Origin of the sequence: Corynebacterium mendelii (genome assembly GCF_017307055.1) — a bacterium.
In the GTDB taxonomy this organism is placed as follows: Bacteria; Actinomycetota; Actinomycetes; order Mycobacteriales; family Mycobacteriaceae; genus Corynebacterium; species Corynebacterium mendelii.
Genome location: NZ_JAFLEQ010000003.1, coordinates 656,162 through 675,068, shown reverse-complemented (window position 1 = coordinate 675,068; position 18,907 = coordinate 656,162). Strand labels below are relative to the sequence as shown.

General features: G+C 64.8%; 14 protein-coding genes. 6 read left to right on the top strand and 8 right to left on the bottom strand.

Features of this window, described 5'->3' with window-relative positions:
• Window positions 1–186: 186 nt before the first annotated feature.
• Window positions 187–723, bottom strand: a complete 537-nt coding sequence (locus JZY06_RS02655) for an FxsA family protein (protein WP_207118231.1) — start codon at window positions 721–723, stop codon at window positions 187–189.
• 231 nt (window positions 724–954) lie between these two features.
• Between JZY06_RS02655 and JZY06_RS02650 the strand changes: the two genes are divergently transcribed.
• Together JZY06_RS02650 and JZY06_RS02645 are read left to right on the top strand one after the other, a co-directional pair.
• Entirely contained in the window at window positions 955–2,451 is a 1,497-nt protein-coding gene (locus JZY06_RS02650) for a hypothetical protein (RefSeq protein WP_207118230.1), read from the top strand.
• A gap of 132 nt (window positions 2,452–2,583) precedes the next feature.
• Window positions 2,584–3,045, top strand: coding sequence for a hypothetical protein (locus JZY06_RS02645; RefSeq protein WP_207118229.1), 462 nt, complete (start codon window positions 2,584–2,586; stop codon window positions 3,043–3,045).
• Between the two features lie 16 nt (window positions 3,046–3,061).
• Here JZY06_RS02645 and JZY06_RS02640 read toward each other — a convergent pair whose 3' ends face one another.
• The 4 genes from JZY06_RS02640 to JZY06_RS02625 form a co-directional block, all read right to left on the bottom strand.
• Window positions 3,062–5,281: an ATP-binding cassette domain-containing protein gene (locus JZY06_RS02640; RefSeq protein ID WP_207118228.1), complete on the bottom strand. Its 2,220-nt coding sequence runs from the start codon at window positions 5,279–5,281 to the stop codon at window positions 3,062–3,064.
• A complete protein-coding gene (locus tag JZY06_RS02635; protein ID WP_207118227.1) occupies window positions 5,278–5,853 on the bottom strand; it encodes a hypothetical protein in 576 nt (191 codons plus the stop codon). Before JZY06_RS02635 ends, JZY06_RS02640 begins: the two co-directional genes overlap by 4 nt.
• 104 nt (window positions 5,854–5,957) lie before the next feature.
• A complete protein-coding gene (gene cobN, locus JZY06_RS02630) occupies window positions 5,958–9,566 on the bottom strand; it encodes a cobaltochelatase subunit CobN (protein WP_207118226.1) in 3,609 nt (1,202 codons plus the stop codon).
• 299 nt (window positions 9,567–9,865) lie between these two features.
• Window positions 9,866–11,293 (bottom strand): lipase family protein, encoded by a 1,428-nt coding sequence (locus tag JZY06_RS02625; RefSeq protein ID WP_207118225.1) that lies wholly within the window; start codon window positions 11,291–11,293, stop codon window positions 9,866–9,868.
• 363 nt (window positions 11,294–11,656) lie between these two features.
• Between JZY06_RS02625 and JZY06_RS02620 the strand changes: the two genes are divergently transcribed.
• The 4 genes from JZY06_RS02620 (at window position 11,657) to JZY06_RS02605 (ending at window position 15,880) form a co-directional block, all read left to right on the top strand.
• Entirely contained in the window at window positions 11,657–12,955 is a 1,299-nt protein-coding gene (locus JZY06_RS02620) for a precorrin-3B synthase (RefSeq protein WP_330617043.1), read from the top strand.
• 60 nt (window positions 12,956–13,015) lie between these two features.
• Entirely contained in the window at window positions 13,016–13,669 is a 654-nt protein-coding gene (locus JZY06_RS02615) for a precorrin-8X methylmutase (protein WP_207118224.1), read from the top strand.
• A gap of 13 nt (window positions 13,670–13,682) precedes the next feature.
• The gene (gene cobJ / locus JZY06_RS02610; RefSeq protein ID WP_330617042.1) at window positions 13,683–15,254 is read left to right on the top strand and encodes a precorrin-3B C(17)-methyltransferase; all 1,572 of its coding nucleotides are present in this window, start codon (window positions 13,683–13,685) and stop codon (window positions 15,252–15,254) included.
• Between the two features lie 212 nt (window positions 15,255–15,466).
• Complete coding sequence (locus JZY06_RS02605; RefSeq protein WP_207118222.1) at window positions 15,467–15,880, top strand: hypothetical protein; 414 nt, start codon at window positions 15,467–15,469, stop codon at window positions 15,878–15,880.
• Between the two features lie 160 nt (window positions 15,881–16,040).
• On the opposite strand, the gene JZY06_RS02600 is transcribed toward JZY06_RS02605, so the two are convergent.
• Genes JZY06_RS02600 through cbiE form a run of 3 tightly spaced genes read right to left on the bottom strand, consistent with a single transcriptional unit; the run spans window position 16,041 to window position 18,888 of the window.
• Window positions 16,041–16,778, bottom strand: coding sequence for a cobalt-precorrin-6A reductase (locus tag JZY06_RS02600; RefSeq protein ID WP_207118221.1), 738 nt, complete (start codon window positions 16,776–16,778; stop codon window positions 16,041–16,043).
• Window positions 16,766–17,539, bottom strand: a complete 774-nt coding sequence (gene cobM, locus JZY06_RS02595; RefSeq protein WP_207118220.1) for a precorrin-4 C(11)-methyltransferase — start codon at window positions 17,537–17,539, stop codon at window positions 16,766–16,768. The genes JZY06_RS02600 and cobM overlap by 13 nt, the downstream gene beginning before the upstream one ends.
• On the bottom strand, window positions 17,536–18,888 hold the full coding sequence (gene cbiE, locus JZY06_RS02590; RefSeq protein ID WP_207118219.1) for a precorrin-6y C5,15-methyltransferase (decarboxylating) subunit CbiE: 1,353 nt from the start codon (window positions 18,886–18,888) through the stop codon (window positions 17,536–17,538). The genes cobM and cbiE overlap by 4 nt, the downstream gene beginning before the upstream one ends.
• Window positions 18,889–18,907 lie beyond the last annotated feature (19 nt).

Sequence of the window (18,907 nt, the reverse complement as noted above, 5' to 3'; positions counted from 1 at the left end):
CTTGTGTTCTTCAGTAAAGAGGGGGTCGGATAGATCATGGTGCGCCGCAGCGGGCGGATCCCATCTGCAGGGTACCGGCCCTGCGGCGGCAACAGCCGGCGGGACGGGGGTTTGAAAAAACCACGACCCGCATCACGTCCTGGGGTGAGTGATGCGGGTGGTATCAACCTGGTGGTTGGTGGGCGGCTATTTTTTGCCGTCGGTGAAATCCTCGGGGTTGACCTTGTCGGACCAGCGGGAGATTTCCTCTTCCTCGGCCGGATCGGGCTCAACTGTCCTGGTTTTCGTCACCGTGGTGTTGCCGGAAAACGAACCGTAGGTCCGGGTGTCTTTCTGGGCGTAGGACCGGGTCATCTCGAAACTGCGGACACCCATGTCCTCGATTTTGTTGCGGATCGTTTTCGCCAGCAGTCCACGAACCAGGCCCCTGGTCGGCGGAATGATCAGCAGCGCGCCGATGGCGCTGGTGACAAAGCCCGGCAAAGCCACGAATACGCTGCCGGCTGCCACCAGGGACCAGTCACCTGCGCCCCTGCCGGCACTTGTCCTTCCCTCCGACATTTTGATGGCGATCGACCGCATCTCGTGCGCGGCCAGTGCCAGTCCGCCGAAGAGGAAGACGAACAGCAGGATCAACGCCCAGCCGACGCCGATCAGCTGGGACACACCCCAGAACGCGAGGGCTTCAATCAACAGGTACGGGAGAACAATTATCAAAGGCACGCCCCACACACTACCGGAGGGCCGCCGGTTCATCTGCCCGGAAACCGGCCGTTATCGCTGAAGGCGAACAACATGGCGACTCTGACCGCCAACGCACAGGCAACCTGCAGGTTTATGACAGGTTGATCACGTGAACACCAGCCGGGCGTGGGAGGAAAGCAACACTTTCCCGGTGCTCCGAAGGAGGTATCATCGGAAATGCAAAATTCCCATTCGAATTGTTAGGTAACTATGGCTGAGGATGCAAACGCGGAATCCACCCCTTCTGAATCCACGCCTTCTGATCGACCGTTCATACTGGAATGCTCGTGGCAGAAGCAGAAGGAATCTTTCACAGCCTTTTGGCGGGAATATCCGACAGCGATCGCCGATTATCTGAAAGAACGTGGCTACCTCAGCAATCAAATCCGGTTGGGAACCGACACGGAGGAAAAATCGTCACAAAAAGACCTCAGTGTTCAAGACGCCGGAGTGCTCTACGATGCGCTGCGCAAACAGGTGAAGGAACTCGCGCAAAAAGATGCCTCGTTTAAAGCGCTGCGGATTGAGGATACGTGGGGTACAGACCACACACCCCCGGGCGGGTGCGGGGGGACTCCTACCCCACTGCAGCTGCTCGTGCATCCGCAAGATTGGCAAGTGCTCAGGCAGGTGGAGATTGCCACAAAGGGCAACAGGGACGACAACAGGTTGCGGGATTCTGATCTGCGTCGACTCGAGGCATTTGCGCTGAGTCTCTATTCCGATCTGGATGACGGCGAATGGAAAGAATACACAGAACGCGTCTTCGGAGAAGCGGACACGGACCCGGTATGTCCGGTAATCCCCCAACCGGCCCACTTCGGCGGTGATGAACTCCCGGGACTGTTTGCAGTCCTTTCCAATCCCGGCTTCGACGACAGGTTGGAGCCTGACGCAGGGTGGTTGCCGCGTGCACAGCGGGCGTGGGACAGTATGACCGAGAAACAACGGGCCACAAAACCCTCGCCGCAAAACATTGACCGGGATCGCAACCGGGAAGCGGCCGTCATACGGCAGGTTCACAATCTCGGCGAGTTGATGGGGGCTGATGCTTTGACACCACTGCAGATGGAGATCAGCGGCGAGGAGAATGCCCCGGAAAAAAGCGCGCCGGATTATGGAAGCTACTACTGCGACCGAATCAACCCACCCGGTGACAAACCCGACCATCTGGTCCGGCGACTCGGGGCGTTTTCGGATCTGACTGATCAAGATAAACGCAATGCGTTGATCGCGCAGGCCGACTTCCTGCCTTACCAGACGGCCACCACCAAAAGTGCAGCATACGGAAATCTTGATGAGTACGTTCTCCGCCGCACACAGCTTTTGCCCTCCCAAATCGAACTCATGAAGCTCATCGGCGCTTTCCTGCTGGAGGCGGAAGAACTCTCTGCCGCCCACCTCACCGAGGGGCCGACCATGCCGGAACGGCTGATCGTGTTCCGCAACAGGGACCTCTTCATTCGTGTCGGGTTGTGGCTGGACACATTCATCACGGGGCGGAAAAAGCGCGGAGGCAAAGAAGGTGGCAAAGAAGTTCCTGATCCGATTGGGGTTTCTTTCCTCGAGCTTCTCTACCGGCACGGTGCCTTTTTGGTTGATTCGAGGCGCGCACCGTTCACCGTGAAAAATTGTGCGCGACCGCTCGCGGTTCCGGCGGACTATCCGCGCCCCGCCACACAAGACAAGTCAAAACAATCCAGTTAACGAATAAAAAAATTGCCTTTGTGTGAACGCTCAGACTGTCACCGGGTTTGCACGGAAGGTTTTCCTGACCGGTTCCCCGTCATGGGGCGGATCGTTGAGGGTTTCAAGGTTGAAGGAGATTTTGACGAAATCATGTTCGGTTACACCCCACATCGCATTGAACCGGAACTTGAGCAGCTCAGCTTCATCCCGGTCACACGAACCAGGCAGCGGGCCTACATTATCGCCAACTGGGCGCCCACCGGCGGCATCGTTTTTGCCTACCTCGGTCTGTGGTGTCTTTGTGCGCTCAGCCAGCTGGTGCTGTTGGCCGCTGTGATCTGGGTGGCGGTACTGCCCGGCTGGTCGGCGTTTTTCACCGCTTTGATGGTCATCGCCGGCTGGCATGTGTTCACCCTGTGGTGGGTGGTCCGCTCTGATGAAAGCAGCCCACCGTACGGCTCGCAGACCGATGGGGGTTTCAGGGCCTTGATGTGGTGGGTGAAAATCCATCCGACGTGGGGCATCAACTGGTGGAAGATTCCCCGCGACGAAGTCACCGACGGCCCCTCGGAGACCAACTATTTCGCGGAGAAGAAAAATCCGGGCGCCTGATGCTGTGCCGGCTGTGTCACAGAAACACCGGTGCGGCGGCGATGCAGATGAAGAAAAGAACAAGCGCCGCAGTATCGCGTGCGGCCAGCGGCCGGGCATGGCGCAGGGTGCGCATGGCGGTTAACCCGAATCCCTTCCCGTCGAGAGCATCGGAGAGATAGCCGCTGTCGGTCAACGACGCCACCACCACCGGCAGCAGCATTTTTACCCGCCACAGAAGCAGCGGGCGCCCGCGGGTGGTCAGTTTCCGCTTGTGGGCCGCGCGACGGCTGTCGCGGCGGATGCGGGTGGCGAAACGGCGGGCATACCCGGGCGTGTCCATGTAGCGGTAGGGCACCTTGAAAATCCTGATGATGCTGTCGCGCAGTGACTGTCCGTCGATGAACGCCATGAGCGAGATTGCGGAAAAACCCAGTACCCACAGTTGGGCGGTCGGCAAAAGCGCCGCCTCCATCTGTCCATTCGAAAGAAAAAAGCCGGGCCACACGGTCTGGGGATCCGGGCCGCGGGGTATCCACAAGGCGAAACCACACCAGGACACCGCGCACCCCGCAGTCAGTGCAAGCAGGCGTTTGACAAGGACATCCGCCGCCAGTACCACTGCCTGCCACAAGGCGACCAGCGCCATCGCCCCGGCCAGAAAACCAAGCTCGGGGAAACTGGTGTGGCGCACGGCGAAAAGCCATACCGTGACAAGGATTGCCACCAAAGTCAGGGGATGGAGAAAACTCCGGTAACGGGGGGCCGTGTCCGGCTCAGCGTCGTGGGTGCCCGGCTGTGGCAGAGTATTTTGGGCGGCGGGGATGACAAGTGTGGCGCAGGGGTGGACGGATGCGGCAAAAAAGTCGTCGTGGGTGACCACGACAGTCGCGCGGGTGTGGCTGTGGAACCGGAGAAGCCCGGCGATGGCGGCCACACCGTCGGCGTCCTGGGCGGTGGTGGGTTCGTCGCACAACAGTATCTCCGGCTGCTGGGCTACAGCTGCCGCCACCGCCAGCCGCTGCTGCTGGCCACCGGACAGCCGGAGTGGGTGCCTGCCCCGGAGATCATCCAGCCCGGCGGTGGCCAGAAGTGTGTCGATCTCATCGCGTTGTTTGTCGGTGAGCCGCGCCGGATCCGTGGTTTGTCCGTGGGTGACGGCGCCGACCATTTCCTCGTCGACGCTGCGACCGGTGGTCAATTGCGCGCTGCGCTGGTCCACCCAGGCGATTCCTTTTTCCAGTCGCTTCCTCCGGTCGGGGACAATGGTGCCCGTGCCGGTGATTTCTCCGGCGATCATGCGCAGCAGAGTGGTTTTTCCGGCGCCGTTGGGGCCGCGGACCACAGCCGTGTCCCCCCTGCGCAGTATCAGGGACACCGGTTCCAGGATGGTGGTGCCATCCAACCGGTAACCGGCATCCACCAGCTTAAGAACGGGCGTTTGCGGGGGGTGCGTGTCAGGCGACTGCTGCTGTGCGGGTGGCAGGTCTTTGGGGTGTGGAGTGCGCACCCCGAAGGTGCGGCACAGTGGCACCGGTAGTCCCGCGGGAGGGACAAACGGTGCATCGGTGACGATGCGGCCATGCTGGTCCATGACCAGAATCCGGTCGGCCAGGCCATCGTGGCGGGCGGGCATATGGTCGATGGCGAGGACCGTCAGATCACGGTTCCGCCGCAAGTTCGCGAGTATTTCCTTGAATCGGGCGGCACCGTCGGCGTCCAGTGCGGCGGTGGCCTCGTCAAGAATCAACAGCGGCGTGTTTTGGACGATCGCCGCCGCCAAGGCCAGCCGCTGCTGTTGCCCGCCGGACAGTGCCAGCGGATCCACAGCGCAGCTGATGTGCCCCAGGCCGACCGTGGCCAGCATCTCGGCCGCGGCCGCGTCCCCGACCGCCGCCTCAACATTGCGGAAGTCCAGGGGAAGACAGGCTTCGTTGGCAACTGTCCGTGCGCACATCTGGCGGTCCGGGAACTGCCACACGAAAGACACCAGTTCCGAGAGTCTGGCAGGAGCAACAGAGGCGATGTCCTCCCCGGCCACGGTGATGGTCCCGGTGACCTCTCCCCCGAGACTGTTGTGCAATATGCCGGACAGTGCGTGTGCGAGGGTGGTTTTCCCGCAGCCCGACGGGCCAGTCAGGACTGTGTAGGAACCTTTGTCGACAACCAGCGACAGATTGTCGATGACCCTGTGCCCGTCGGCGTGGGTGAGGGTGACACCGTCAAGGGTGAGCGCGGGAGGTGGTGTGGTGCTCACGGGGTTCGGCTGTCCGCTGCCGGACGCAGGCCCTGCGGGTTGACGCCGACGTTGTACAGTGCTTTGGCAATAAAGAAGCTGACAAGCCCCCAGCCGGCGCAGATGGCTATTTTGGCCACTGATCCGGCCAGCAGCAGTTCCCACGGGAGGGCTTCACGGACCGCGGAAATCATGAAGATGCCGCTTGACAGCCCGACCCCGGACAGCGCCCCGGCGGCCAAGGAGAACAGCAGAACCCGGCGGCCGAACAGAGGGGCATCGCCGATACGCAGCAGGGGCCGGAAAAGCAGTGCCGCAAGCTCCACGAATGCGGTTGTCAGCAGGGACATCAACCCGAGACCGACAATGACTGTGGCAATGCCCGCCAGCAGTGCCGCCCCTGGTTTGCGGATCAGCATGGCTGATACCAGTGCCCCGGCCATAAACGGTGCCGGGGTGGGGTACGCCAGCCACGGGGCGACTGCCGCCAGGGCGGTGTTCAACGCGATGGCCGCCCAGACAAAGGGGGCGGACGCTGCGCCGAAGACTGCGCAGGCAAGAAGGGAGCGGGTGGTCAGGCGACCGGCAGGCACAGCGAACCTCCAGAGAAAAAGACCTTAGGAATGCCTTGCCATGTTATTTGCTCGACAGGGGCTGTGCAACCGGGATTGTGCCCCTGCTTGTGTGACCCGCCGGTCTATTGTCCCTGCCGGTCTTCCAGGTCGCCTTCCATCTCGAGGAACGTCTCCCGCAGCAACTCCAGGGACTTCTCGGTTGGTTGTTCCCACAGGCCCCGGTCGGCGGCTTCCAGCAGCCGTTCGGAGATATCCCGCAGCGCCCACGGGTTGGATTTTTTGAAGAACTCGCGGTTGTCCGGATCCTTGACGTATGACTCGGTGAGCTGTTCGTACATCCAATCATCCATCAGGTTGGTGGTGGCGTCGTAGCCGAACAGATAATCGACGGTGGCCGACATCTCGAAGGCACCCTTGTAGCCATGCCTGCGCATGGCCTCCAGCCAGCGGGGATTGACCACCCGGGCACGGAACACGCGGCGGGATTCTTCGTGCAGGGTACGGGTTTTCACGGTTTCCTGCCGGGTGGAATCGCCGATGAAGGCTTCCGGGTCCTCGCCGGTCAAAGCGCGGACCGTGGCGACCATGCCGCCGTGGAACTGGAAGTAGTCGTCGGAGTCGGCGATATCGTGTTCGGCCGAGTCCATGTTTTTCGCCGCCACCTGGATGCGCCGGTAGGCGGTTTTCATGTCCTCGGCGGCTTCTTTGCCCTCGATGCCGCGGCCGTAGGCGTAGCCGCCCCAGGTGGTGTAGACCGCCGCCAGGTCCTGGTCATCGCGCCAGTTGCCGGAATCGATCAGCTCCAGCAGGCCCGCGCCGTAGGTGCCCGGTTTCGAGCCGAAGATGCGCAGGGTGTGGTCGTCGATGGATCCGTCGGCTAAGGCATGTGCCCGGATGTAGTTCATCTCCTCCGGTTCGTCGAGGTTTTTCACCATCTGCACCGCATCATCGAGCAGTGCCAGCACATGCGGGAACGCGTCGCGGAAAAACCCGGAGATCCGCACTGTGGTGTCGATGCGCGGCCGCCCCAGTTCCTCCAGGCTGATGACACTTAAATCGGTGACCCGCCGGGAGGCTTCGTCCCATTCGGGGCGCACGCCCAAAAGGGCGAAGACTTCGGCGATGTCGTCGCCGGAGGTGCGCATCGCCGAGGTTCCCCACACCGACAGCCCCACCGATTTCGGGTAGGAACCGTCGTGGTCTTTCCGGTAGCGCTCGATGAGGCTGTCGGCCAGCAGCTGGCCGGTTTCCCACGCCAGACGGCTGGGCAGTGCCTTGGGGTCGACGGAATAGAAGTTGCGGCCGGTGGGCAGCACATTGACCAGTCCGCGCATGGGCGATCCGGAAGGGCCTGCCTCAATGAAACCGCCGTCCAGGGCGTGCAGCACCTGGCTGATTTCCCGCGGGGTTTGTTTCAGCCGCGGCACAATCTCGCCGGCGGCGAACCGCATGATCTTCTTGACGGTGTCTGTGTCGGCTGATTCCGGCAGATCCGCGCGGTCGACTATTGCGTCCACCGCGGATTCATCCCACCCGGCGTCATCCAGCTCGATCACAATGCCGCGGGCAATGGTTTCAATGCTGTCGACCCGGGTGCGGGTTTCATCGCCCGCCTCCGACAGGCCGAGTGCTTCCCGCAGCCCCGGTACCGCGGTTTCCCCGCCCCACAGCTGGCGGGCGCGCAGCATGGCCAGCACCAGATCCAGGCGCATGTCACCACCGATGGGTTTGCCCAGAATGTGCAGCCCGCCGCGGATGGCGACGTCCTTGATTTCGCACAGCCAGCCGTCGATGTGCATGAGCATGTCATCGAAGACCTCTTCGTCGGGGCGTTTCTCCCAGCCGAGGTCCTTGTCCATCTTTGCGGCGGTCAAAAGTGTCCATATTTCCTGCCGGATGGCGGGCAGTTTCGCCGGATCCATCGCCGAGATGTTCTGGTGCTCGTCGAGCAGCTGCTCCAAACGGGTGATGTCCCCGTAGGTTTCCGCCCGGGCCATCGGGGGAATCATGTGGTCGACCAGTGTGGCGTGTGCCCGGCGTTTGGCCTGTGAGCCTTCACCGGGGTCGTTGACCAGGAAGGGATAGATCAGCGGCAGGTCGGCGATCGCCTGGTCGGTGTAGCATTCGGCGGACATGCCGACGGTTTTGCCGGGCAGCCACTCCATGTTGCCGTGTTTTCCCATGTGCACGATCGCGTGGGCGCCGAAAACTTTCCGCAGCCAGTGGTAGGTGCCCAGATAGTGGTGGTTGGCGGGCAAATCGGGGTCGTGGTAGATGCCGACCGGATTGTCGCCGAATCCGCGCGGCGGCTGCACCATGACCACCACATTGCCGAATTTCAATCCCGCGATGTAGATCTCGCCGGTGGCCGGGTTGACGTAGTGGGTGCCCGGCGCTGCGCCCCAGTGCTCCTCCATTTCTTCCCGCATGGCGGAAGGGAGGGTGCTGAAATAGTCGAGGTAGTCGTCTTTGGCCAGTTTCAGCGGATTGGTGGCGATGACTTCCTCGGTCAACCATTCTTCGTCGTAGCCGCCGGCATCGATGATGGCGTGCATGAACGCATCACCGTCGAAGTCGTCGTAACCGGGGATTGACGAGGTGTCGCCCAGGTTGTAGCCCGCGTCGGCCATGGCGTGCAGGATGCGCAGCGTCGAGGCCGGCGTGTCCAGGCCGACGGCGTTGCCGATCCGGGCGTGCCGGGTCGGGTACGCCGAGAGCATGACCACGACCCGCTTGTTTTTGTTGGGGATTTTCCGCAGTTTCGCGTGGTTGACCGCAATGCCGGCCAGTCGCTGGCAGCGTTCCTTGTCGGGCACATAGGCGATCAGGCCGTCCGGGTCGTATTCCTTGAAGGAAAACGGCACGGTGATGATGCGGCCGTCGAATTCGGGGACCGCCACTTGCGTTGCCACATCCAGGGGCGACAGGCCATCGTCGGAGTCGGCCCAGTGCTCACGCGGATTGGTCAGGGCAAGCCCCTGGATGATCGGCACGTCGAGGTTGGCGAGCTGTTCAACATTCCACGCCTCGTCATCGCCCCCGGCACCCACTGTGGCGGGTTTCGTGCCGCCGGCCGCCAGCACCGTGGTGATGAGCACATCCATGGTGGCCAGTTCGTCGAGAAGTTCTTTCGGCGCGGTGCGCAGCGATGCCGAGTAGATGGGGATGGCGTGCCCCCCGGCGGCGTCGATGGCATCGGCAAGTGTGTCGATGTAGCGGGTATTTCCCGCCAGATGCTGGGCCCGGTAATACATCACCGCAATGCGCGGCGCATCGGTTGCACCGGTGAACTCCGGGCGGTCCAGGTGGCCCCAGAACGGCATACGTTCCGGTTCGTCGAAGCCCAGGCCGGTGAGCATCACCGTGTCAGAGACAAACCGGTAGAGGTGCTCGAGGTTTTTGGCCCCGCCTTCGGCCAGGTAGGTGTGCGCGCTGGTGACCGTGCCGGCGGCGACGGTCGACAGTTCGGTCAGTTCGGCGTCAACGGCCAGTTCCCCGGAGACGAAGATGGCCGGAACCGGGGTGGACAAAATATGCTCGATCCCGGTTTCCCAGGCCCGCTTACCGCCGAGCAGCCGCACGATCACACAGCCGGCCCCCTCCAGCATGGCGTCCAGTTGGTCGTGGGTCAGCCCATTGGGGTTGGCGAAACGGAAATGGACGTGCTCCCGGTCGTTGGCGGCTTTCGCGGACAACAGGTCGGTGTCGGAGGTGGACAGCAAAACAATCACGGCGGACATAAAACCCTTCTGGGGACAAGGCGGGCGGCTTGACTTTATCTGTTCAGCCGCCGTCGGCTGGTACCGCTCACCCGGTCATCGCCCGGGGCTTTCCACCTACCGGATCACGTGTCCGTGGACAAACCGGTGGCAGGCGCACACCGTGCGACAGGCGGCGGGTACCGCACGTCCCGGCACGGACACGCGGTGGCTGTGGACTTGTGGCAACGATAGGCGCTTTCGGCGCGCACCGGCCCCAGTCTAGGGCACCGCGGGGTGCGGGTGTGGGGCAACCCCGCAGGGTGCGGCCGTCACCGCCCGGCGGCTGCCAGCCGGGCCGCCAGCCAGTCGACGAAAGCGGGAAGCATCAGGTAGTAGGGCACGAAGTGGTTGGAGGCGGTACGCAGTGGTATACCGGGCAGCCGGTTGTCGTGGAAAACCACCTCGGCGCCGGTGGCTTTCCAGGCGCGTACCAGCCTGCGCACCTGGGCCGCGGGGATGACATCATCATGCCTGGCGGTGGCCACAAGGACCGGCCACCGCGGTGTTCCCCCACCCAGTGTCTGGGCCGACAGGGCAGCCCTGACCGGTTCGATATCCAGTGCCAGCTCCGCCAGCGACCGGCCGTCATTGGACCAGGAGGTGGTGGGCCGCCAGCCTGCCGTGACGACCGTCCCCCCGGCACAGGTGCTGATGCTGGCCCGCAGTTTCGCGATTCCGGTCGGTGACAGCTCCGGCAGCAGGGCGGCCCGTACGTCGGGCCGGGTGGCAATCAGGGCGGCCATCGCGTAGCAGAGCACCCCGGTGGCCGCCCCGCCGTCGACACTGGCACCGACCTCCAGAAGATCACAGGGAGGTGCCCCGGTGAACGCGGCCGCGACATTGATGGCGGCTGTTTCCTCCCCGTGGTCGGTGACCCAGGCGGTGGCACCCCCACCCTGGGAAAACCCCCACAGGCCCACCGGCACGTCCGGATCAATCCCCAGCTGCCCGGCCGCCACCACCGCGTCAATCAGCGCCCGCCCGGCGGCGGTGTGGTTGGCGTAGAGCTGGATACCGGTGGCCGGATCCCGCGGATAGTCGATGAACACCACATCCATGCCCTTGGCCAGCAGGGCCAAAATCACCGGCAGCTCGTAGGCGATGACGGCATCAACCGGTTGGGAGGACACCCTCACCCCCACCTGGCAGCTGCGGGAAGGATCGCAGTGCGGGGCCACCCCCTGGGTTGACGGCGCCACCGCCACCAGCGGTCTTTTCCGTGCCGGGGTTTTTTCCGGCCGCACCACAACCGCCCCGGCCGGGATCAGTTCCCCCCGATCGTCACGGGTGACATAGTCAAAGCGCGTCGCGGCACAGCGGCGTATGACTTTCGGTGTTCCCAGCACGGTCACCGGTACCGTGCGGAGCACATCGCCGGCTGCGGCATCCCCCGGCAGGCGCACAGCCTGCCGCGGACACCGGTCAAGGCCGAAAAAACCACGGATCGAGGCGGCATCCATGGCTGCGGCGGTTGCGGCATCGATGACCGGGGATCGGCGGGTGTCACCGGTGGGGGCCACACCCTGGATCTGCCAGGGACGCACCGGCTGATCGGTGAGGAACTCCTCGGCTGATTCCTTGAGCACCTGGGTCCAGAAATCAGCCACCAGCGGCACCCCGATTTTCGACCAGGTGCGCATCAGCCGCACCGGCGAATAGGGCCGTGCAAGCGGTGTGCTGCGGGAAAAAAGGGCCATACCGTACAGCCTATCGTCTACCCGCCCGGCCTCGGTGGGCCGATAAAGTCGGCACGGTTGTCACCGATGCTGCACTCCCCTGCCGCCCGCACCGGGGCTGGTGCAGGCCACGGCCGTGGTCTTTCCCGGTGCCCCACCGGGCGCCGGGGCGCGCGGCGCGGTGGAAGAAATCACGGAATGGCCGTGCCCACCGGCCCCGTATTTTTTTCCGGCCATGCGCGGTGCACGGCCGCCGGGGTGGGGGCAGAACTTTTTGCCGGAAAACATGGGGCCACCAGTGGTTTTCAAACAAGGCAAGACTATCCTGTGCCCGCCGGTGCACGGTTGGTCCCCCCGGGTCCCGGTGGGTTAGAGTCAGCGTTTGTGAGCACCACCAACACCCCGTCACCCAGTCACGCAATCAGCTCCTGCATGGTGCTGGGCGATCGCAGCCGGACAGACGCCTGTCCGGGGGCGATTGCCATGCACCGGGCCGAAGACGGCTTCATCGGCCGGATCAGGGCGGCCGGCGGGCATCTCGAGCCCGCCGACTGGGAGGCGCTGGCCGAGCTCACCGACACCTTCGGCGATGGCTGCATCCACCTGACGACCCGCGGAAACCTGCAGATCAGAACCATCGGTGACGCAGACCGCGCCGCGTTCAGCCAGGCGGTGGCCGACGCCGGTTTCCTGGCCCACCCGACACACGACCGGATGCGCAACATCATTGTCAGCGGCCACACCCCGGTGCTTCACCCCCTGGCGCACCGGATCGATGAGGCATTGTGCGCCGACCCGGTTGTGGCCGGGCTTGCCGGGCGGACCCTGTTCGGAGTTGACGACGGCAGCGGTGATGTCGCCGAAAGCGAACCCGATTTCGGTGCCGTCCCCGAGCAGGCGGTGACCCATCCCCCGTCAACCACCCTGCCGGTGACCGCCCGGTATCTCACCGAGATCACCCCGGAGACCCCCTTTCGTCTTTTTCTCGGGGGGCGGTGCACCGTGTTGACGGCGCGGGCGGCGGATCTGCCGGCCGTCTATGCCGCGGGCGCGCGCTGCTGGCAGGAAATCCGGGGCAACAAATGGCGGGTCGCCGAACAACCCGCCGCCCACGACCGGCTGCTGGCGGCCATGGCCGCCGCCGGGGCGCGGACCGGGTGCGACCGGCCGGCAGCCACCCCTGCGCCCGCCCCACCGGTACCGGTCGGCTGGCACGACAACCCCGACGCGACGGTGACCCTGGGGGCGGGACTGCCGTTCGGCGCATTGTCGTCGACGGCGGCCAGACTTATCGCGGCCACCGGGGCCACCACAACAGCGACCACCCGGCATACGGTGATGGTGCACAATCTGGCCGAGGATGTCGCCGAGGCGTTTGTCAAGCTCGCCCCCCGGACAGGACTTGTCTTCGACGCCGGGTCGCCGTGGCTGGCCGTGACCGCCTGCACCGGAAAGCCGGGATGCGCGAAATCACTGTCCGACACCCGGCGGGATGCCGCCGCACTGGTGGCCTCGGGGACTGGGCCGGAAATCCCCGTGCACGTGTCCGGCTGCCCCCGCCGCTGCGGCCACCCGCGGGGCGCCTACACCGACTATCTGGCCGTCGGGGACGGCGAGTACGAGATCACCGGGCCGGCGGCACCACCCACCACGCCCACGACACAAGTAACACCAAACAGGTAGGCTCGGGGGTCTACCGGGGGACCGCCGCCGGTTGTCCCCGCCTGATGAAAGGCCGCAGCAATGCCCGCACCCTACGACTACATCACCGACGGAAAAGAGATTTACCGCCGGTCGTTTGCCACCATCCGCGCCGAATCCGATCTGGCGCGCTTTACCCCTGACCAGGCCACCGTCGCGGTGAGAATGATCCACGCCTCAGGGCAGACGGATTTGGCCGGGGACATAGAATTTTCCCCGCAGGCCGTGGCCAACGCCAGAACCGCCCTCGACAATGGCTGCCCGATTGTCACCGATGTGTCCATGGTGGCCAGCGGGATAACCCGCAGCAGGCTTCCCGCCGACAACACTGTGATGTGTCTGCTGGGGGATCCACGGGTGGCCGGGCGTGCCGCAGAACTCGGCACCACCCGCACGGCGGCCGCGGTGACCTTGTGGGAGGAGCATCTCGACGGTGCGGTCGTGGCCATCGGCAACGCCCCGACCGCCCTGTTTTTCCTCCTGGAATGGCTGGCCGCCGATCCGGCCCGGCCGCGGCCTGCCGCCGTGATCGGCTGCCCGGTCGGTTTTATCGGCGCCGCGGAATCCAAGGCCGCGCTGGCCGCCGACGCCGCCGGGCTGGGGATCGACTTCATTACCGTGCACGGACGGCGCGGCGGGTCGGCGATTACCTGCGCCGCCCTGAATGCACTGGCCACCAAAGAAGAAATACTGTAGGAACACCCCCACCGTGACCGATAACTTCCCCACCACCCCCACCCGACGCCCCGGTAGATTCACCGGCATTGGAACCGGACCGGGCGACCCGGATCTGCTCACCGTGGCCAGCGTCAACGCTCTCCGCGCCACCGATGTGATTGCCTTCCACGCGAAAAAATCCGGCTCATCACACGCATTGCACACCGTCGCGGCCTATCTGCCCGATGATGTCATCACCGAGGAACTGGTCTATCCGGTCACCACCGGCACCACCGACCACCCGGGCGGCTACGCCGGGGCGATGGGCGAGTTCTATGACCGGGCCGTTGACCGCCTCGGGGGGCATCTGCGGGCCGGACGCAATGTCACGGTGGTCTCTGTGGGCGATCCAATGCTGCATTCCTCCCAGCAGCATCTGCTGCGCCGGCTGCGCCCCCTGGCGTCGTCGGCCCGGATCATCCCCGGTATCTCCTCGGTGGGGGCTGCGGCGGCCGTCACCGGCCTGCCGCTGGCGGAAAACAACGAGGTGTTGTCGATTATCCCGGCAACCGCCACCGAAGAAGAGATCGTCGCCGCTGTGCGGGCCTGCGACAGTGCGGTGATCATGAAACTGGGCCGCACTTTCGGCAAAGTACGCCGGGCGCTTGTCACCGCCGGGGTCGCCGACCGGGCGGTGGTGGCCATCCGGGTGGGGATGGAAGGGGAAACAACCATCCCGCTGCTGCAGGCCACCGCCGACCAGGTGCCTTATTTCGCGGTGGTGCAAATACCTTCCGCCGACTGCCGCAACGCCACCGCCTCCCGGCAGCAAGACCACGGTGGACCCGGAAAAGTCACGGTGGTCGGTCTGGGGCCGGGGCCGGGGCGCTGGACCACCCCGGAGGCCACCGAAGCACTGGCTTCAGCCACCGACATTGTCGGCTACGACACCTACGTCAAGCGGGTGGCACTCGCCGACTGGCAGACCGCCCGCCCCAGTGACAACATGGTCGAGCACGAGCGGGCCGTGATGGCACTGGATCTCGCGGCCCGCGGGCGGAACGTGGCGGTGGTCTCTTCCGGGGATCCGGGGGTGTTTGCCATGGCCACCGCCGTGTTCGAGGCCGCCGACACCGACGGCTACCGGGACATCGATATCGCGGTGATCCCCGGCATGACCGCCGCGCAGGCGGTGGCCAGCAGGGTCGGTGCTCCCCTGGGTCATGATTTCGGCATGATCTCGTTGTCGACCAGGCTCAAACCCTGGGCGATTATCGAGACGCGGATCAGGGCGCTGGCAGCGGCGGATATGGCTTTCGCCGTCTACAACCCGGCATCGAAAACCCGCCGTGAATCCCTGGTTTCGATGCTGCGCATCGTCGCCGAATACCGCACCGGTGATACACCGGTGGTTGTTGCCCGGGCAGTCGGCACCGCCGGGGAGGAAGTCACCGTCACCACCCTCGACAGCGTCGATCCGGCACGCGTTGACATGCGCACCATGGTCATTGTCGGGGCGTCGACCACCCGGATCAGCCGGGGCCCGGACGGACCCAGGGTCTACACCCCGCGCACCTACCAATTGCATCAACCGGACACTGACCCACTACAATCGGGGCAGTGACGCCCCCCGCGGGCCCCATACCGCCGCACCCGGCCACCGTGTCACCGGAAAGCTGTGTAACAGTTTCCGGTGTCCCGGCGTTTGATACGGGTAAGCCACCAGGTGGCGATTTCAAGTTGTGCCGGGCATTTTTTGCTTTGAGACAAAACAATCCGTGTGCCCCACCGCATCCGGTACCGGCCCCCAAGACGAGGAAGATTCAAGTCGAACTCATGCGAGCAACCACCCACCGCTTCACCCGTACCGCCCTTGCCGCAGCCACGGCCCTGTCGCTGGCCGCCGCCGCCATCCAGCCGGCCGCCGCCGAGGACAACCCGCAGAATCCGGGCACCACACCGATCTCGTCCGATGTGACGGTCACGGTCGAAAAAACCCGCGACGACGGCACCACGTATCAGGAGGATGTCCCCCTTCCCGGCTACACCCAGGCGTCATCGGCACTGGGATCGGCGGAGATCCAAAAGTGGTACAACGGGTCACCTGACTGGGCGCAGGTGCTGTTGGGGGCGCTGTTTGTCGCCCTGTCCCTCGACCTGGTCGGCACCCTGCTCGGCCCGGTGCGGTCGACGATTTTCAACGTGATCCGGGATTCGAACCTGCCGATCCCGGTTCCTCCGCGGCCCTAGAACAAACCCGCCCCCTGAAGCCTGAGGCAACGGGGAAAAAGCCCCCGCAAGACGGGTGGGTTGTGCCCCGCACAACGGCACAACCCACTTCCTTGTTTGCGGGGGCTTTGTGTCGTCCGCCTTCCCGCCCGGGCTTTGTGGTGCCCCCGGGAAAAAATCCCTAGAGGCCGCTGAGCACCTGCATGGCCTGCCTGGCGGTGGTGACACAGGTCACGGCGGATCCCCCGGGAAGCGGTGGGCGGGCGACCATGATCACATCGATGCCCAGGCTGCGGGCGGCCTGCAGTTTGGGCATGGTGGCTTTTCCGCCCGAGTTTTTCGTCACCACACAATCAATCTGGTTGCCTTTCAGCAGGCGCTTTTCGCCGTCGACATCAAACGGCCCGCGGTCCAGTATCAGCCGGTGGCGCGGCGGAAGCGGCACTTCCGGCGGGTCAACACAGCGGATGACATACAGGTTGTCTGCATCGGCGGCGAAAGGTGCCAGCTGCTGCCTGCCGATGGTGAGGAAAATATGGTGGTAGTCGCGCCGCGCCCGGGCGGCGGCCTGCTGCATATCGGCGACGTCGATCCACCGGTCACCGTCGCCGGGCTGCCACGCCGGCCGGTGCAGCGCCACCAGCGGGGTGCGGGTGGCCAGTGCCGCTTCCGCCGCGGAGACCGATATATGTTCCGCAAACGGGTGGGTGGCATCGACGACCACTTCGATGGCGTTGTCGATCAACCACCGGGTCAGTCCCGCCGGGCCACCGAAACCACCGATACGGACATTGCCCGCCGGCAGCTTCGGATTGGCGACTCTCCCGGCCAGCGAGCTGGTGACCTCCCAGCCGCGGTCGACAAGCATCAGGGCCAACTGGCGGGCTTCGGTGGTGCCGCCCAGAATCAGCGCACGCACGGGATGGTTCTCCCCTCACCGTCACGGGGACGGTCGTCGGAATACAGGTAGCTGTCCGGGAAACCCTCGGCGGCGAGCACATCACCGATGATGATCACCGCGGTGCGGGTGATGCCGCTGGCGGCAATCGACTCGGCCAGCTGGTGCAGCCTGCAGCGAATGATCGCCTCGTTGTCCCGGGAGGCGTAGGCGACCACCGCCACCGGGGTGTCCGGCGGATAATTGACCGACAGCTCCCGTTCCACCCGCGCCGCATCATGGGCGGCCAAATGGATGACCATGGTGGTTGTCGCCGCCCCGAGGCTTGCCAGGTCCTCCCCGTCGGGCATTGCCGACGCCCGGCCGGACACCCGGGTCAAAATCACCGACTGGCCGACAGTCGGCACCGTCAACTCGTGGCCGAGTGCGGCGGCAGCCGCGGCAAACGACGGCACCCCGGGGACAATCCGGTAGTCGATGCCGTGGGCGTGCAGTCTGCGGGCCTGCTCGGCCAGGGCGGAATAGATACTCGGATCCCCCGACTGCAGCCGGGCCACATCCCTGCCCCGGCCATCGGCGTCGACGATGAGTGCTTCGATCTCATCCAGCGGCATCCGGGCGGTGTTGATCACCTGTGCATCATCCCGGCAGTCGGCGAGAACTTCCTGCGGGATGATGCTTCCCGCATACAGCACCACCGGACAGGTGGCGATCAACCGGGCGGCACGAACAGTCAAAAGATCCGGGGCACCGGGTCCGGCGCCAATGAAATAGACGGTCACGGTTTTTTCTCCACCGTTTCTTGTTGTTGAATGTCATTGACCAGCGACAGGTGGTGGCCACCGGCAGCACAAGCCGGTGGCTTCATGCCCATAACCGCCGACCACTGCAGCACCGGCAGGGCCGGTTTCATGGTGGTGAACCGTCCCACCGCATGCTCCCGGGAAATGGCGATTTCGGTGATGTGCCCACCGTGCAGCTGCCTGAGTTCGCGCAGGACCGCGGCAGATTCGACAGTGACCGCATTGGCCACGATCCGCCCGCCCGGCCCGAGGGACGCCACCGCCTGATCGGCGACCCCGGCAGTTGTCAGCCCACCGCCGATGAACACCACATCGGGGGCGGGAATATCCGGGTCGGCGGCAGCCGCGACAACACTGCCCGGAGCAGAACCCACCACAGTGACAAGCTCACCGACACCCAGTTTACGGGCATTGGCGGCGATGGTTTCCGCCCGCTGCGGGTTTTGTTCAAACACCACGGCTTTCGTCGCCGGGGTGGAGCGCAGAAACTCGATGGCCACCGAACCGGATCCACCGCCGATATCCCACAGCACCTCCCCGGGGCGGGGCGCCAGGGCGCACACTGTAAGGGCCCGGACATGCTGCTTGGTGATCTGGCCGTCGTGGTCGAACATGTCATCGGCCAGGCCGGGAAGCCTGGTGGCGGTCGGCCCCTGCGGTATCACCGCCACCACCGACAGCGCCGATGACACCTCCGGCGGGCAGCCGGCGGTGCCGGCGGTGATTTTCTCGTCCGCCGAACCCAGATCGGACAGCACCGTGACCCGGGCGTGGTCGTGGCCGGTGTCCCTGAGCAGCCGACAGATCTTGTCCGGGCTTGTTTCATCACGGCTGAGCACCACGAAAGGCCGTCCGTCGCCGATCAGCGGCACCAGTGCTTCGATCCGGCCGGTCACCAGGGATACCACCGGGGTGGTTTCCACCGGCCAGCCGAGTCTGGCGCAGGCCACAGACACCGACGATGCCAGCGGATAGACGGTCACGGCAGCGGTGCCCAGAATCCGGCACAATGTGGTGCCGATCCCGTGGAACATCGGATCCCCGCTGGCCAACACCACCACCCGGGTGCCGCTGAGCCCGGCGAACATCTCCTCCACCGCGGGGACCAGCGGTGACGGCCAGGGCCGGCGTTCGCCGTGGACAGTATCCGGGATCAGATGCAGCTGCCGCCAGGAACCGATGATCACCTCGGCCGAGGAGATTATGTCGCGGTGGTGCTCGGGAAGGGACCGCCAGCCGTCGGCGCCGATCCCGACCACCGCCACCGGGGGGTCGGGTTCTGCCGGTTTCCGGCCCGGTTCAATCCGGGCGTTCGATGAGCTGATCATGGACCCACTCTAGCCGAGC

Coding starts and splice junctions, on each gene's coding strand:
- JZY06_RS02650 (WP_207118230.1), top strand. CDS start 955: ATGGCTGAGGATGCAAACGCGGAATCCACCCCTTCTGAATCCACGCCT.
- JZY06_RS02645 (WP_207118229.1), top strand. CDS start 2,584: ATGTTCGGTTACACCCCACATCGCATTGAACCGGAACTTGAGCAGCTC.
- JZY06_RS02605 (WP_207118222.1), top strand. CDS start 15,467: ATGCGAGCAACCACCCACCGCTTCACCCGTACCGCCCTTGCCGCAGCC.
- JZY06_RS02615 (WP_207118224.1), top strand. CDS start 13,016: ATGCCCGCACCCTACGACTACATCACCGACGGAAAAGAGATTTACCGC.
- JZY06_RS02625 (WP_207118225.1), bottom strand. CDS start 11,293: ATGGCCCTTTTTTCCCGCAGCACACCGCTTGCACGGCCCTATTCGCCG.
- cbiE (WP_207118219.1), bottom strand. CDS start 18,888: ATGATCAGCTCATCGAACGCCCGGATTGAACCGGGCCGGAAACCGGCA.